Source organism: Bradyrhizobium sp. CCBAU 45389 (genome assembly GCF_028128625.1).
In the GTDB taxonomy this organism is placed as follows: Bacteria; Pseudomonadota; Alphaproteobacteria; order Rhizobiales; family Xanthobacteraceae; genus Bradyrhizobium; species Bradyrhizobium liaoningense_B.
Window position 1 is genome coordinate 290,004 of sequence record NZ_LBIY01000096.1, and the last position, 15,956, is coordinate 305,959.

Annotated in this window: 11 protein-coding genes; 7 read left to right on the forward strand and 4 right to left on the reverse strand. The window is 65.1% G+C overall.

The window, feature by feature from the left end:
* Positions 1–6: 6 nt before the first annotated feature.
* Both XH79_RS31225 and otnC read right to left on the reverse strand, forming a co-directional pair.
* On the reverse strand, positions 7–405 hold the full coding sequence (locus XH79_RS31225) for a hypothetical protein (protein ID WP_212343637.1): 399 nt from the start codon (positions 403–405) through the stop codon (positions 7–9).
* A gap of 354 nt (positions 406–759) precedes the next feature.
* Positions 760–1,440, reverse strand: coding sequence for a 3-oxo-tetronate 4-phosphate decarboxylase (gene otnC, locus XH79_RS31230; protein ID WP_271584135.1), 681 nt, complete (start codon positions 1,438–1,440; stop codon positions 760–762).
* A 37-nt stretch (positions 1,441–1,477) separates the two neighbouring features.
* Between otnC and ltnD the strand changes: the two genes are divergently transcribed.
* The 6 genes from ltnD (at position 1,478) to XH79_RS31260 (ending at position 11,020) form a co-directional block, all read left to right on the forward strand.
* Positions 1,478–2,464, forward strand: a complete 987-nt coding sequence (gene ltnD / locus XH79_RS31235) for an L-threonate dehydrogenase (protein ID WP_442869980.1) — start codon at positions 1,478–1,480, stop codon at positions 2,462–2,464.
* A gap of 15 nt (positions 2,465–2,479) precedes the next feature.
* Positions 2,480–3,262, forward strand: coding sequence for a 2-oxo-tetronate isomerase (gene otnI, locus XH79_RS31240; protein ID WP_271584137.1), 783 nt, complete (start codon positions 2,480–2,482; stop codon positions 3,260–3,262).
* Positions 3,259–4,536 carry a 3-oxo-tetronate kinase gene (otnK, locus tag XH79_RS31245; protein WP_271584138.1) on the forward strand — a complete coding sequence of 426 codons (1,278 nt, stop codon included), beginning with the start codon at positions 3,259–3,261 and terminating at the stop codon, positions 4,534–4,536. The genes otnI and otnK overlap by 4 nt, the downstream gene beginning before the upstream one ends.
* 164 nt (positions 4,537–4,700) lie before the next feature.
* On the forward strand, positions 4,701–6,392 hold the full coding sequence (locus tag XH79_RS31250) for a methyl-accepting chemotaxis protein (RefSeq protein ID WP_212343641.1): 1,692 nt from the start codon (positions 4,701–4,703) through the stop codon (positions 6,390–6,392).
* 259 nt (positions 6,393–6,651) lie between these two features.
* A complete protein-coding gene (locus tag XH79_RS31255; protein ID WP_271584139.1) occupies positions 6,652–9,831 on the forward strand; it encodes an efflux RND transporter permease subunit in 3,180 nt (1,059 codons plus the stop codon).
* On the forward strand, positions 9,818–11,020 hold the full coding sequence (locus XH79_RS31260; RefSeq protein ID WP_271584140.1) for an efflux RND transporter periplasmic adaptor subunit: 1,203 nt from the start codon (positions 9,818–9,820) through the stop codon (positions 11,018–11,020). Before XH79_RS31255 ends, XH79_RS31260 begins: the two co-directional genes overlap by 14 nt.
* Before the next feature lie 102 nt (positions 11,021–11,122).
* Here XH79_RS31260 and XH79_RS31265 read toward each other — a convergent pair whose 3' ends face one another.
* Positions 11,123–12,640, reverse strand: coding sequence for an acetyl-CoA acetyltransferase (locus XH79_RS31265; RefSeq protein WP_271584141.1), 1,518 nt, complete (start codon positions 12,638–12,640; stop codon positions 11,123–11,125).
* Between the two features lie 114 nt (positions 12,641–12,754).
* On the reverse strand, positions 12,755–13,888 hold the full coding sequence (locus XH79_RS31270; protein ID WP_212343645.1) for a nitronate monooxygenase: 1,134 nt from the start codon (positions 13,886–13,888) through the stop codon (positions 12,755–12,757).
* Positions 13,889–14,141: 253 nt separating this feature from the next.
* Between XH79_RS31270 and XH79_RS31275 the strand changes: the two genes are divergently transcribed.
* Entirely contained in the window at positions 14,142–15,800 is a 1,659-nt protein-coding gene (locus XH79_RS31275) for a flavin-containing monooxygenase (protein ID WP_271584142.1), read from the forward strand.
* Positions 15,801–15,956: the final 156 nt, after the last annotated feature.

Below are 15,956 nucleotides of genomic sequence, written 5' to 3' on the forward strand. Positions count from 1 at the left end.
CGATCCCTATCCTGATTGCTTCTTGTTCCGGTTCTTGCTTGCGCCGCGCAGCGCTGACGCGGGTGCCGAGGGTTGTCCGAAGCCATTCATCTGGATGCAGGCGAGCAGGTCGACATAGCTTTCGATGCCGGCGGCGGAGGCCTCGGCGGTGCATTGGGTGCGAATTGTCTCCGGCGTTGTCGGCCAGATGGGCCCGAGCTGTTGCTGTGCGGTTTGCTCGTCGCCCATGCAGGCCTCGTAGGACTGCGGCTCGGTCAGCGACTTGTCGATCTCCTGAGTTGCCTTGCAGTTGGCCTCGACCTTGAGATCGGGGACGCCGCGCGTAGACGTCTGCGCGCTTGCGGAAATTGGCTGGGCAATAAAGCAGGCAGCGAAGAGGAGGGCGCAGGATACTCTGAAATCCATGACGGTTCTCCTAGCGATCGATAAAACAACTCCTTCAGTCAATTACAGGGGGATCATGTGCTCGCGATCCCGGTGATGCAAATCAATTCCGGCAGTGTCAGACGGTGTCGTAGCCCGGATGAGCAAAGCGATATCCGGGGCCGCTGGTCCCGCATATCGCTCCGCTCATGCGGGGGGCCGTTACCCCATCTACGATCGTCTCGTTCCACAATCTCTGCCGTCATCCTGAGGTGCGCGCTCTTTGCGCGCCTCGAAGGATGGGCCGCAAGCGCCCGTAGCCCATCCTTCGAGGCTTCACCTTGCGATGCATGGCATCGCAAGGCTCGCACCTCAGGATGACGGCGGAGTATGCGGCTAATGTCCGTGCTCGTGCCCATGCTCTGGCAACTTTACCCCGAACACCTTCACGAGATCCGTCACCTGCTCCGGCGACAGATACCGCGGGTTCATCCCGCGCAGCAGCAGGTACAGCTTCGCCGTCTCCTCCAGCTCCTCTGTGGCGAACACCGCGGCTTCCAGCGTGTCGCCTGCGACGACGGGGCCGTGATTGGCGAGCAGCACGGATGAGTATTTCCCGGCCAGGCCCTTGATCGCATCCGCCACCGCCGGGTCGCCCGGGCGGTAATAGGGCACGAGCGCGGTGGCGCCGCACTTCATCAGGTAATAGGCGGTCATCGGTGGCAGCGCGGCGCGCGGGTCGATCTCGGGTAGCATCGAGAGTGCCACCGAATGGGTCGAATGCAGGTGCACGATCGCGCGCGCGCTGCCGCGCGTGTCGTAGAGCGCGGTATGCAGCGGAACTTCCTTGGTTGGGGCATCGCCCGAAATCAGCCGGCCGGTTTCGTCCAGCCGCGACAGCTTTGCGGGATCGAGGAAGCCGAGCGAGGCGTTGGTCGGCGTCACCAGCCAGCCGCCGCCGTCCAGCCTGACGCTGATATTGCCGGAGGAGCCCGGCGTCAGCCCGCGCTCGAACAGGGACCGTCCGAAGCGGCAGATATCCTCACGCAGCCTTGTCTCGTTGCTCATGGCCGTCATGCCTGCTTGTCTCACGCTTTGGCAGCGCGGCCAAGCCGTGTTATGCGGTTGCCAAGCTGCCGCAAAGGGCGGCTATTCGGGAAACGTTCGCAAGGGTCAGTTGCATATGTCCGCCTCCACGTCACAAAATCAGCGTATCGCCGTCGTCGGGCTCGGCTCGATGGGATTTGGCATGGCGACCTCGCTGCAGCGCGCCGGCCATGCCGTCACCGGCTGCGATGTCTCGGCTGATGCGGTGGCGCGGTTCGTGAAGGACGGCGGCGCAGGCGCCAAGACGCCGGCCGAGGCGGCCAAGAGCGCCGACATCGTCGTCAGCGTCGTCGTGAATGCCGCCCAGACCGAGGCGATCCTGTTCGGCAAGGATGGCGCGGCCGAAACCATGCCGAAGGACAGCGTGTTCGTCTCCTCCGCCACCATGGACCCGGACGTGGCGCGACGCCTCGCAAAACAGCTGGAGGCGAGCGGCCGGCATTATCTGGATGCGCCGATCTCCGGCGGCGCGCAGCGCGCCGCGCAGGGCGAGCTGACGATCCTCGCCTCCGGCAGCCCTGCCGCCTTTACAAAGGCGCGGCCGGCGCTCGATGCCATGGCCGCAAAGCTCTACGAGCTTGGTGATGCCGCTGGCCAAGGTGCCGCCTTCAAGATGATCAACCAATTGCTGGCCGGCGTGCACATCGCCGCCGCCAGCGAAGCGATGGCGTTCGCGGCCAAGCAGGGGCTCGACATCCGCAAGGTCTATGAGGTGATCACCGCCTCTGCCGGCAATTCCTGGATGTTCGAGAACCGCATGCCGCACGTGCTCGACGGGGACTACACGCCGCGCAGTGCCGTCGAGATCTTCGTCAAGGACCTCGGCATCATCCAGGACATGGCGCGTAGCGCCAGATTCCCGGTGCCGGTCTCGGCCGCCGCCCTCCAGATGTTCCTGATGACGGCTGCCGCCGGCATGGGCCGCGATGACGACGCGTCGGTCGCGCGCATGTATGCGCAGGTCACCGGCGTGAAGCTGCCCGGCGACAAGTAAACCAGAGGATTTGCAATGCCCCGTTTCGCCGCCAACCTCTCGATGATGTTCACCGAGGTGCCGTTCCTCGACCGCTTCGATGCCGCCGCGCAAGCGGGATTCACGGCCGTCGAATTCCTCTTTCCCTACGAGCATCCGGCCGATGTGGTCGGCGAGCGGCTCAAGCGCAACGGCCTCACCCAGGCGCTGTTCAACCTGCCGCCGGGCGACTGGAATGCCGGCGAGAAAGGCTTTGCGGCGCTGCCGGCGCGCTTCAATGATCTCAAGGCGAGCCTGGAGACCGCGCTGCCCTACGCCAAGGCGACCGGAGTCAAGCGACTGCACCTGATGGCCGGCATCGCCAATCGCGGCGAGCGCGTCGCGATCGAGGCATTCTACAAGTCGGTGGCGTGGGCCGCCGAATTCTTCGCGCCGCACGGCATCGACATCGTGCTCGAGCCGATCAATGCCCGCAACGTGCCGGGCTACTTCCTCAACGATTTCGGCTTCGCGCGCGACCTGATCCAGGAGCTGCGGCTGCCGAACCTGAGGCTCCAGTTCGACATCTATCACTGCCAGATCATCCACGGCGACGTCACCATGCGGCTGCGCGAGATGATGCCGATCATCGGACACATCCAGATCGCCAGCATTCCCTCGCGCAACGAGCCCGACGGCGAGGAGCTGAACTATCCATTCCTGTTCGAAGAGCTCGACCGGCTCGGCTATGCCGGCTTCGTCGGCTGCGAATACAATCCGCGCGGCAAGACCACTGATGGCCTTGCCTGGTTCAAGCCCTATGCGGGAGTGAAGCCGTGACTCTTGCGCTTGGTTGCATCGCCGACGACTACACCGGCGCCTCCGATCTCGCCAACACGCTGACGCGCGCGGGCCTGCGCACGGTGCAGACCATCGGCGTGCCCTCCGACGATCTGGCGCTGCCGGAGGTCGATGCCGTCGTGGTGTCCTTGAAGAGCCGATCGATCGAGGCCGGCCTTGCCGTATCGCGCTCGCGCGCGGCGGACAAATGGCTGCGCGGCCGCGGCGCGAGCCATGTGCTGTTCAAGATCTGCTCGACCTTCGATTCCACCGACGCCGGCAATATCGGCCCCGTCATGGACGCGCTGCGCGCCGACTGCGGCGAGGCGAACGTGCTGGTGACGCCGGCCTTTCCGGAGACGGGCCGCACCGTCTACCAGGGCAACCTCTTCGTCGGCGCGGTGCCGCTGAACGAGAGCCCGCTGAAGGACCATCCGCTCAACCCGATGCACGATTCCAACCTGGTGCGCGTGCTGGCGCGCCAGAGCAGGACGCAAATCGGCCTCGTCGATCTCGCCACTGTCACGCGCAGCGCGGACGCCGTACGGGCGCGGCTGGCGGAGCTCGCGGCCAAGGGCATCGGCGCTGCGATCATCGACGCCGTCTTCGACCGTGACCTCGAGACCATCGGTCTCGTGGCCGCCGAACATCGGTTGTCGGTCGGCGCCTCCGGCATCGGCCTCGGGCTGGCGCGGGCGCTGGTCTCGACCGGCAAGGTCAAGTCGGCTGCGTCGAGCAACGAAGCCGGCGCTGCGGTCGGCGGATCGGTGGCGTGTCTTGCCGGAAGCTGCTCGCAGGCGACGCTTCAGCAGATCGCGAATGCCGAGCGTGTCATGCCGGTGTTGCATCTCGATCCCGAGCAGATCGTCGCGGGCGCCGGCGAAGCACAGCGCGCGCTCGCCTGGGCGAAACCGCGGCTGGCGGATGGTCCGGTGCTGATCGCTTCGAGCGCGACGCCGGAAGCCGTCGCCGCCGTTCAGGCACGCCACGGTCGCGATGCCGCTGGCCACGCCATCGAGCAGGCCATGGCCGATATCGCCGAGGGACTGGCGCAGGCCGGCGTCCGGCGCTTGATCGTCGCCGGTGGCGAGACATCCGGCGCGGTGGTCGACCGGTTGAGAATTCCGGGATTTCTCGTAGGAGTAGAGATCGCCGCGGGAGTTCCGGTGCTGCGCGCGGTCGGCGCAGAGGCGGGCGACATGCTGCTCGCTCTGAAGTCCGGAAATTTCGGCGGCGCGGAGTTTTTCTCGGACGCGCTTAGGCTCATGCGCTGAGCGCAGAGCATTCTTAGCTGCCTGTTCATTTGTTTCTGGCTTCCGTACTCGTACGGAGTCGTCGTTAACATCTGCGCAGGTGCTCTGGTGTCGGATGTCGGTGCTGCTCCCTTTGGTTGATTCGTAAACTTCTGGCACCGCGCCAGCACAAAGAGACTCCGATTATGCTCGCCACCATTTCCATCCGCGCCAAGATCATCAGTGTCGTGGCGTTCCTGCTGGTCGCGATGGCCGGCATGGGTCTGCTCGCCGTCACGAAGATGCGGTCGATGAACGCCAACACGGTCGACATCACCACGAGCTGGATGCCGAGCGTGCGGGTGCTGGGCGAGCTCCGGGCCTCTGTCATCACCTATCGCAGCGTGGTCCGCGAGCACATGCTGGCCGAGACCATGGAAGAAAAGCTCGCGATGGAAAAGACCGCGGTCACCACCGGCGAGACCCTGGCCAAGGCCCGCCAGAGCTACGAGACCATGATCACCTCGCCGGAGGAGCGGGCGCTCTATACCGAATGGTCCAAGCTGTGGGACGACTACAAGAAGAGCGCGGACGAGGTCTTTGCGTTGTCGCGCAAAGAGGTCGGCAAGATCCCGCACGAGGCGCATGAGCTGAACGTCAAGACCGCCAACAGGATCGGCATCCAGTCCGACGAGGTTCTGCGCAAGGACATCGATCTCAACACCAAAGGTGGCGACCAGGCCGCCCGGGATGCAGACAACAGCTATTCCTTCGCGTTCATGCTGCTCTCGATCATCCTTGGCGTCGCCGTCATCGCCGGCATCGGTGTCGGCTTCTATCTCGTCCACGACGTCTCCAGCGGTATCAACTCCATCACCCTGCCGATGCAGGCGCTGGGCAGGGGAGACCTCTCTGCCGAGGTCCCGCACCGCGGTGAGAAGACGGAGATCGGCGCCATGGCTGACGTGCTCCAGGTCTTCAAGGAGGCGCTGATCGCCAAGAAGGCCGCCGACGAGGCCGCCGCGGCCGATGCCGAGGCCAAGATCGAGCGCGGCCGCCGCGTCGACAACATCACTCGCGAATTCGAAACGATGATCGGCGAGATCGTCCAGACCGTCTCATCGGCCTCGTCCCAGCTCGAAGCTTCCGCCTCGACGCTGACCTCGACCGCCGACCGCTCGCAGCGGCTGGCGACGACCGTTGCCGGTGCTTCGGAGGAAGCCTCGACCAACGTGCAGTCGGTGGCCTCGGCCACCGAGGAGATGGCCTCGTCCGTTGGCGAGATCAGCCGTCAGGTGCAGGAATCGGCGCGGATGGCGGGCGATGCCGTCGGCCAGGCCCGTGCCACCACCGAGCGCGTCAGCGAGCTCTCCAAGGCGGCCTCCCGCATCGGCGACGTCGTCGAGCTGATCAACACCATCGCCGGCCAGACCAACCTGCTGGCGCTGAATGCGACCATCGAGGCGGCGCGCGCGGGCGAAGCCGGCCGCGGCTTCGCCGTGGTCGCCTCCGAGGTGAAGGCGCTGGCCGAACAGACCGCGAAGGCGACAGGCGAGATCGGCCAGCAGATCTCCGGCATCCAGGCGGCAACCAACGATTCGGTCGGCGCGATCAAGGAGATCTCCTCGACCATCGAGCGCCTGTCGGAAATCTCCTCTGCGATCGCGGCGGCCGTGGAAGAGCAGGGCGCGGCGACGCAGGAGATCGCCCGCAACGTGCAGCAGGCGGCGCAGGGGACCCAGCAGGTTTCCTCCAACATCACCGACGTGCAGCGCGGTGCCACAGAGACCGGCACGGCCTCCTCGCAGGTGCTGTCGGCGGCGCAGATGCTGTCGAACGATTCGAACCGGCTCAGGACCGAGGTCAGCAAGTTCCTGACCAACGTTCGCGCGGCGTAAGCTGCCGACGTCGGGCTCCAACTGTCTCCCCTATGTCGTCCCGGCCCCCCGTGCGCAATTGCGCACTAGGCTGGGACGACGCCGTGATGTGCTTCCCCTCGCATAGCTGCGATGTCGATTTCGCAGTGCGGTAGCAGGGAAGTGAATGCAGGATAGTGCCTGGTTATTAGCGTTTCCGGCGGTGCTCGGTTAAAGGGGAAACAGGATCCCCGTGGGGGGCGGATTCCGTATCCCTGCCTGACCTGGAATTGCCTAGCGCATGATTGCTCTGGTTCGCATTGCCCTGAGCCGGCCCTACACGTTTGTCGTGCTGGCGCTCCTGCTGCTGATCATCGGACCGCTGGCAGCGCTGCGGACGCCGACCGACATCTTCCCGGATATCCGCATCCCCGTGATCGGCGTGGTCTGGCAGTACACCGGCCTGCCGCCGGACCAGATGTCCGGCCGCATCACCACGCCGTTCCAGCGCGCGCTGACGACGACCGTCAACGACATCGAGCACATCACCGCCAACTCCTATAACGGCTTCGGCATCATCAAGATCTTCTTCCAGCCGAATGTCGACATCCGCACCGCCAATGCGCAGGTCACCGCGATCTCGCAGACGCTGCTCAAGCAGATGCCGCCGGGCGCAACGCCGCCCTTGATCCTGAACTACTCCGCCTCGACAGTGCCGATCATCCAGGTGGCGCTGTCGGGCGACGGCCTCACCGAGCAGAACCTCGCCGACATCGGCATCAATAATCTGCGCACGCCGCTGGTCACCGTACCGGGCGCGGCGATCCCGTATCCGTTCGGCGGCAAGCAGCGCCAGGTCCAGATCGACCTCGATCCGACCGCGCTCCAGGCCCGCGGGCTGTCAGGCCAGGACGTTGCCAATGCGCTGGCCGCCCAGAACCTGATCACGCCGGTCGGCACCCAGAAGATCGGCCAGTTCGAATACAACATCCAGCTCAACAACTCGCCGCTGCGGATCGACGAGCTCGGCAATCTGCCGATCAAAACCGTCAACGGCGCCATGGTCTATGTGCGCGACGTTGCGACCGTGCGCGACGGCAATCCGCCACAAACCAACATCGTCCATGTCGACGGTAACCGTTCGGTGCTGATGATGGTGCTGAAGGCGGGCGCGACCTCGACGCTCGATATCATCGCCGGCATCAAGCAGAAGGTGATCGAGGTCAAGGACCAGCTGCCGGACGCCCTAAAGATCGGCTTCATCGGCGACCAGTCGGTGTTCGTCCGCGGGGCGATTCAAGGCGTCGCCTTCGAGGGCGTGATCGCGGCGCTGCTGACCAGCGTCATGATCCTCTTGTTCCTCGGCAGCTGGCGCTCGACCATCATCATCGCGGTGTCGATCCCGCTCTCGGTGCTGGGCGCCATCATCATGCTGTCGGCGATCGGCGAGACGCTGAACATCATGACGCTCGGCGGCCTCGCACTCGCGGTCGGCATCCTCGTCGACGATGCCACCGTGACGATCGAGAACATCAATTACCATCTGGAGCAGGGCAAGCCGGTCGAGCAGTCGATCCTCGACGGCGCCAACCAGATCGTGACGCCGGCCTTCGTCTCGCTGCTCTGCATCTGCATCGTGTTCGTGCCGATGTTCTTCCTCACCGGCGTCGCGCGCTTCCTGTTCGTGCCAATGGCGGAAGCGGTGATGTTCGCGATGATCTGGTCGTTCATCCTGTCGCGCACGCTGGTGCCGACCATGGCGAACTATCTGCTCAAGGCGCATGTCCATCACGAGGGCGAGCCGCCCAAGTCGCGTAATCCGCTGGTGTGGTTCCAGCGCGGTTTCGAGAAGCGGTTCGAGCGCATTCGCGGCGGCTACCATAACTTCCTCGGGCTCGCCCTGGCGCATCGCGCCGTGTTCGTGATCGGCTTTATCTGCGTGGTCGGCGCGTCCTTCGCGCTGGTGCCGTTCTTGGGGCGCAACTTCTTCCCCGCGGTCGATGCCGGCAACATCCTGATGCATGTCCGCACCCAAGTCGGCACCCGCGTCGAGGAGACAGCCAACCAGCTCGCCGACGTGCAGAAGGCGGTGCGCAAGCTGATCCCGGGCGAGATCGAGACCATGACCGACAACATCGGCATGCCGATCTCCGGCATCAACATGACCTACAACAACACCGGCGTGATCGGCCCGCAGGACGGCGACATCCAGATCAAGCTGAAGGAGGGCCACAAGCCGACCGAGGAGCATGTGAAGGTGCTGCGCGAGCAGCTGCCGCGCCTGTTCCCCGGCGTCAGCTTCGCCTTCCTGCCGGCCGACATCGTCAGCCAGATCCTGAATTTCGGCGCGCCGGCGCCGATCGACCTGCAGATCCGCGGCGCCAATCTTGCCGCCAACTTTGCCTATGCCAACAATCTGCTGGCGAAGGTCCGGCGCATTCCGGGCGTGGCCGATGCGCGCATCCAGCAATCGCCGAGCAACCCGACCTTCAACATCGATGTCGACCGCACCCGCGCCCAGTATGTCGGCCTGACCGAGCGCGACGTCACCAACAGCCTCGTGGTCAATCTCGCCGGATCCTCGCAGGTCGCGCCGACCTACTATCTCAACCCCGACAACGGCGTGTCCTATTCGATCGTGATGCAGACGCCGCAATACCAGATCGACTCGCTCAGCGCGCTGCAGACCCTGCCGATCACCGCGGCCGGCAATGCGCAGTCGCCGATCCTCGGCGGCATCGCCGACATCAAGCGCTCGACCTCCAGCGCGGTGGTGTCGCAATACGACATCCAGTCGATGGTGCAGATCTTCGCGACGACCTCGGGCCGCGATCTCGGCGCGGTCGCCGCCGACATCCGCAAGGTGATCGCCGACACCGCGAAGGAGGTTCCGAAGGGCTCCTCCGTGGTCCTGCTCGGCCAGGTGCAGACCATGAACAGCGCCTTCACCGGCCTGCTGTTCGGCCTGCTGGGTGCCGTCGTGCTGATCTACTTCCTGATCGTGGTGAATTTCCAGTCGTGGTCCGACCCGTTCGTGATCATCACCGCGTTGCCGGCCGCGCTTGCCGGCATCGTCTGGATGCTGTTCGCAACGGAGACCACGCTCTCGGTTCCGGCGCTCACCGGCGCGATCATGTGCATGGGCGTTGCCACCGCCAACAGCGTGCTCGTGATCTCCTTTGCGCGCGAGCGTTATGAGGAGCTCGGCGATCCCATCGCCGCGGCGCTGGAAGCCGGCTTCGTCCGGTTCCGCCCCGTCCTGATGACCGCGCTCGCCATGATCATCGGCATGGCGCCGATGGCGCTGGGGCTGGGCGAGGGCGGCGAGCAGAACGCGCCGCTCGGCCGTGCCGTGATCGGCGGCCTGATCTTTGCAACCTTCGCCACGCTGATGTTCGTTCCCGTGGTATTCAGCATGGTCCATAAGAAACAAGGCGCCAAAGCCGCCGCCTCATTGGAGACCCCGCATGTCGCCCACTGAATCCCGCTCGGCGGTGTCGCACCGGAAACTGGGCATTTTGGGCGTGGTGGCGCTGATTGCGGCAGGCCTTGTCGTCGGCACCGGCATCCGCGCCCGCGAGGAACAAGGCTCCAAGCTGAAGGAATGGACCGATGATCAGGCGGTTCCCAGTGTCGCGGTGACACTGCCGAATGCCAAGGCCCTGAACGCCACCATCGATCTGCCGGGGCGGCTCGAGGCCTATTATCGCGCGCCGATCTTCGCCCGCGTGAGCGGCTATCTCAAAAGCTGGAGCGCCGACATCGGCGCCCGCGTCAAGGCAGGGCAGGTGATCGCCGAGATCGAGGCGCCGGATCTCGACCAGCAGCTGCTTCAGGCCCGCGCCGACCTCGCCAGCCAGCAGGCCAGCGCCAGGCTGTCGGAAGCAACGCTGAACCGGCGCAAGACGCTGGTCGCCTCCAACTTCGTCTCCGCGCAGGAAATCGACGAACGCACCGCCGATCTCTCCAACAAGAACGCCGCCGTCAATTCGGGCAAGGCCAATGTCGAGCGGCTGGAAGCGCTCGCCGGCTACAAGAAGATCACCGCGCCATTCGACGGCGTGGTGACGGCGCGCGATACCGACGTCGGCGCGCTGATCAATGCCGGCGGCGGCTCGGGCCCGGCGATGTTCGTGATATCAGACATCACCAAGCTGCGCGTCTACGTCAACGTGCCCCAAAATTACGTTCCGGCGATCAAGATCGGCGCCAAGGCCACCATCGCGCTGCCGGAGTACCCGAACCGGACTTTCCAGGCGACGGTGGAGGCCTCCTCGCAGGCCGTCGACGTCGCCTCGGGCACGACACGAATGCAGCTTGGATTGGATAACTCTTCGGGCGAGTTGATGCCCGGCGGTTATGCCAGCGTGAAGCTGAGCCTGCAGCGCGACTCCGCGCCGCTCAGCATTCCCGCCAGTGCGCTGATCTTCAACGGCAGCGGCCTGCGCGTTGCGACCGTCGGTGCGGACGACAAGGTGCTGTTCAAGACCGTGACCATCGCCCGCGATCTCGGCCGCGAGATCGAGCTCGCCTCGGGCATAGCTGCCGATGACCGCGTCATCACGGCCCCGCCGGACGGCCTGTCGGATGGCGATCAGGTCCGCGTCGTCGGCGCCGGCGCCAAGGGCAAGCCGGCGACCGCGTCGGAGAAGCAACCGCCGAAAAGCTAGGGGCGGTCTTGTAGGGTGGGTTAGCCGAAGGCGTAACCCACCACTTCTTGCGCGGGAACAAAGTTGGTGGGTTACGCCTTCGGCTAACCCACCCTACGAGAGCTACGCCACCCGCCACTCCGGCACGCCATCGGCTGCCATGATGATTTCGCCAGTCGAGCCCACCGGCGTGCGATCCATGTTCAGCAAGTGCGCCAGCGTCGCGCTATCGCTCGCCGGAATCCGCGCCAGCGTACGGCGATCGTCCTGCGTCCGCAGCATCACCACGCCGTGCTCGACCTCGCCGCCACGGCCGTAGAGTACCGTAAAGCTCTCGACCTTGCCCTTGCCCGAGGCCTCCGTCACGAACTCCGGCACCGCGCGCTTGTTGCGGTCGGCCTCGCCTTGCACGATCGTCTCCTGCGCCAGCGCTTCGCGCGGCGGCGTCTTCGAGACCACCACCGCATGATGCTTGGTGACGAAGCCGCCCTGGCCATAGAGCAGGCCGAGCTTTGCACCATCGCGCACACGCCGCACCATCGCGCAGGCCGCATGCGTCATGTAGGTGTTGAGCGGCGCGCCGAAGAAGGTGAGGCCGCCGGTCACGGTCGGGTGCACGTCGGCACCTAAGCCCAACGTCCGTCGCGCCATCTTGGGCACGCAAGGGAAGCAGCTGTAGAGCTCGATCGCGTCGAACTTCCTGCCGTCGCCACCGGTGAGGTCCATCACCGCCTTCAGCACCGCATTCTGCGGATGGCTTTCGTAGAACTGGTCGCGTAGCAGATAGTCGCGCGGCTCCTCCGCCGAGGCGCCGCCGAGCGGATAGACCAGCTTGTCTTCTGCAATGCCGGCCGCGCGCGCCTTGGCCAGGCTGGTCAGCAGCAGCGCGCCGCCCATGTTGACGCTGGGGTTGGCGACCATGAGCTTGTTGTAGGGCCACGCGATCAGCCGGTTGTCCGCCGTCGGCGTCGTGATCTCCTCAGGCGCATAGCGCCGCTTCAGCCAGGCATTGGGATTTTGTGCGGCGGCTTCCGAATAGCGCGACCACAACGTGCCCGACTCGGCCATCGCCTCGCGCGGCGTCTGGCCCCAATGCGCGGCGGAGGCGGCTTCATAGAACGGATAGACGGTGACCGGTCGGAACACGCCGAGCTTGACCGCCAGCGGCTTTTGGAACGCTGCGCCGCGTTTGGGCTCCTCGACGTCATGGGCGAACGGTGTCCATGGCAGTTTTGTCCCGGCGCGCTCCGCCTTGGTCGCTGTCGACTGCGCCTCCGCGCCGCAGATCGCGGCGACGCTGCATTCGCCGCGCGCGATGCGCTTTGCCGCTTCGTGTATGTAGCGGATCGGGCTCTCGCCACCGACCGGGCCGTAATAGCAATGCTGGGGCGAGACGCCGAGGCGCTGAGCCAAAAGCTTCTCCGGATCGCGATAGCGCCAGCTCAGGAAGTTGACGACGTCGAGCGACTGCACCTCACCGAGCAGCTTTGCGCCGGCATCCTGCTCGGCGCGTCGCAGCGCCTGCTCGAGCAGATCGAGCGGCTCGAGGCCCTCGGTGATCTCCCTGGGGCGGTCGACGATCTCGCCGATGCCGACGATGACGGGGATGCGGTCTTCGGGGATATTGGTCTTGTCTGTCATGCTTCAATTCACGATGTCAGTTGTTTCGTCATTGCGAGCGTAGCGAAGCAATCCAGAATCGTTCCGCGGCGGCAGCCTGGATTGCTTCGCTGCGCTCGCAATGACAGGAGGGGCCTACTCCGCCACCAGCGCATTCATGTGCTCGACGGCTTCGGCAAACTCTTCCTTGAACTCCTGCACCACCGCTCCCGCCGACTTCACGCTGTCGATCAGCCCGACGCCCTGGCCGACAAAATAGCTGACGAGGTCGCGCGCCTTGGCGTTGCCGCTTGCGGCCGCGCGGTCGATGGCGTTGAAGGCGTCGCGGCTGACGATGCTTTGCAGCGGCATCGGCAGCGCGCCCGGGCTGTCCGGCGCGCGGTCCCAGGCATCGGTCCAGACCGAACGTAGTTGCCGCGCCGGCTTGCCGGTGCGGCCCTTCGAGCGCACCGCATCGCGCGAGGAGGCCGCGATCATCTTCTCGCGGAAGATCTCCGTGGTCTCGGCCTCGACGGTGGCGAGCCACACCGAGCCGGTCCAGGCGCCGGCCGCGCCCATCGCCATGCAGGCCGCCATCTGCCGTCCCGTCATGATGCCGCCGGCAGCCAGCACCGGCACGTCGCGGATCGGCTTGATCGCCTTGATCACCTCCGGCACCAGCACCATGGTCGAGACCTCGCCGCAATGACCGCCGGCCTCGGTGCCCTGCACCACGAGGATGTCGACGCCGGCTGCGACCTGGCGCAAAGCATGCTCCTTGGCGCCGACGAGCGCTGCGACCGGCACGCCGTGCTTCTTGCCCATCTCGATCATCGCCTTCGGCGGCACGCCCAGCGCATTGGCGATCAGGCGGATCGGATGATTGAAGGAGACCTCGAGCAATTGAAGCGCCGTCTTGCCGTCGAACGGCTGCGGCTGATTGTCTGCCACGTCGGTGGTGGTCAGCTCGATATCGTATTTCTTCAGAAGGTCGCGCGTGTAGTTGCGGTGCTCTTGCGGCACGCGCGCTTCCAGGCTCTTCCAGGTGACGTCCTTCTCGCCCGCCGTGGAGATGTTCTCGGGGATCAGCACGTCGATGCCGTAGGGCTTGCCGTCGATGTGATCGTCGATCCATTTCAGCTCGCGTTCGAGCGTATCGGGCGTGTGCACGGTGGCACCTAACACACCGAAGCCGCCGGCGCGGCTGACGGCGGCAACGACGTCGCGGCAATGGCTGAATGCGAGCAGCGGGAACTCGATGCCCAGCATGTCGCAGATCGGCGATTTCATGGTTCTCTCCCGGCGGCCCTCGCGTTGCTGTTGTTGCTTTCCCTGCGAAGGCCGTTCGACGCTAACTCATCATCGCCCGCGATGCCATGCCGGATTCGGTTGCGCATCTTGCGTGCAGGCGCCGCATGACGCGCGGCCCATTCCGCTGCACAAAATAAGCAGGCCTGGGTCCGCCGATTTGCCTCTTGCGCTTCGGCATCCCTCAGAGAATGCTGGCGCACAACAACAGAAAACAACGAGGGAGCGCCAACCGATGTCGCCAGCGCAGTCGAGTCCGGCCGAGGCCGAGGAGTCCTACGACGTTGTCGTCGTCGGCGCAGGCTTTGCCGGCATGTATATGCTGTACCGCCTGCGCGGGCTCGGCTTCTCGGCACGGGTCTACGAGCAGGGCGATGGCGTCGGCGGCACCTGGTACTGGAACCGCTATCCCGGCGCGCGCTGCGATGTCGAGAGCATGCAATATTCCTACTCCTTCTCCGACGAGCTCCAGCAGGAATGGGACTGGAGCGAGCGCTATGCGCCGCAAGCAGAGATTCTGAAATACGCCAACCATGTCGCCGACCGTTTCGATCTGCGCCGCGACATCCAGTTCAACACCCGCGTCGAGCGCGCCGTCTTCGACGAGCAAGCGAAGCGCTGGTCGGTGACTGTCTCCGACGGCAGAACGGTTCAAGCGCAGTTCGTTGTGCTCGCCACCGGCTGCCTCTCGAACGCGCGCAAGCCCGACATCGAAGGCCTCGAAAACTTTGGGGGGTCCGTCTACCACACCGGAAGCTGGCCGCACGAAGACGTCGACTTCACCGGCTTGCGCGTCGGCCTGATCGGCACGGGATCGTCAGGCATCCAGTCGGCGCCCATCATCGCCGAGCAGGCGAAACATCTCACCGTATTCCAGCGCACCGCGAACTTCTCGATTCCGGCCCGTAACGCCGCGCTCACCACGGGGGAACGCGATGCGTTCCGCAAGAGCTATCCGGAGATCCGCCGCTTCGCCCGCGAGGTCGCACGCAACGGCATCTATGCCGAGCAGCCCGACCGCGGTGCGCTCGACGACAGCGACGAGACCAGGCGCGGCAAATACGAGAAGCGTTGGGACCGTGGCGGACTCACCTTCATGTATGTCTACAACAATCTCGGCCTCGACCGAACCGCCAACGACACCGCAGCGGATTTCGTGCGTGGCAAGATCGCCGAGATCGTGAAAGACCCCGCGACCGCAAAGCTGCTGCAGCCGAACAGCCATCCGATCGGGACCAAGCGCATCTGTATCGACACGGACTATTTCGCCACCTTCAACCGGCCGAACGTCTCGCTGGTCGATATCAAGACCAATCCGATTCAAGAGATCACCGCGAATGCGGTTCGCGTCGCGGGGAGGAATCACGAAGTCGACGCGCTGGTGTTGGCGACCGGTTTCGATGCGATGACCGGATCGGTCGCGAAGATCGACATTCGCGGCCCGGGCGGGCAGACGCTGAACCAGAAATGGGCGGAGGGCCCGAAAACTTATCTCGGCCTGATGAGCGCCGGCTTTCCGAACCTCTTCATCATCGCCGGCCCCGGCAGCCCGTCGGTGCTGTCGAACATGATCGTGTCGATCGAGCAGCATGTCGACTGGATCGCCGATTGTCTGACCCACATGCGCGAGCACGGCCTTGCCGCGCTGGAGGCGGACAGCAATGCCGAGGAGAAATGGGTCGCGCACGTCAACGAGGTCGCCCAGGGCACGCTCTATCCGCAGGCCAATTCCTGGTACATGGGCGCCAACATCCCCGGCAAGCCGCGCATCTTCATGCCCTATATCGGCGGCGTCGGCGCCTACCGCCGGATCTGCGACGAGGTCGCGGCGAAGGGGTATGAAGGCTTCGTGATGGAGGCCGAGGCCCAGCCTCGCAGGGCAATGTCAGGCTAGTTTGCGGATGCCGCGAGAGGCGGCGCAAAGCATCCGAAGAGCGCGTCGGCAGTGATGCCGGCGCGCTCAACATTTCAGCGCATCCAGGAAGCGAAACGTAATTATTCGGTAAGCGACCTCCATTACAACGATTGCGCGTAGACGCGAATGTCTAGC

Excerpts from the sequence above, each read along its gene's own strand:
- otnC (WP_271584135.1), bottom strand. The coding sequence starts at position 1,440 with ATGACGGCCATGAGCAACGAGACAAGGCTGCGTGAGGATATCTGCCGC.
- XH79_RS31225 (WP_212343637.1), bottom strand. The coding sequence starts at position 405 with ATGGATTTCAGAGTATCCTGCGCCCTCCTCTTCGCTGCCTGCTTTATT.
- XH79_RS31275 (WP_271584142.1), top strand. The coding sequence starts at position 14,142 with ATGTCGCCAGCGCAGTCGAGTCCGGCCGAGGCCGAGGAGTCCTACGAC.
- XH79_RS31250 (WP_212343641.1), top strand. The coding sequence starts at position 4,701 with ATGCTCGCCACCATTTCCATCCGCGCCAAGATCATCAGTGTCGTGGCG.
- otnI (WP_271584137.1), top strand. The coding sequence starts at position 2,480 with ATGCCCCGTTTCGCCGCCAACCTCTCGATGATGTTCACCGAGGTGCCG.
- XH79_RS31265 (WP_271584141.1), bottom strand. The coding sequence starts at position 12,640 with ATGACAGACAAGACCAATATCCCCGAAGACCGCATCCCCGTCATCGTC.
- XH79_RS31270 (WP_212343645.1), bottom strand. The coding sequence starts at position 13,888 with ATGAAATCGCCGATCTGCGACATGCTGGGCATCGAGTTCCCGCTGCTC.
- XH79_RS31260 (WP_271584140.1), top strand. The coding sequence starts at position 9,818 with ATGTCGCCCACTGAATCCCGCTCGGCGGTGTCGCACCGGAAACTGGGC.
- XH79_RS31255 (WP_271584139.1), top strand. The coding sequence starts at position 6,652 with ATGATTGCTCTGGTTCGCATTGCCCTGAGCCGGCCCTACACGTTTGTC.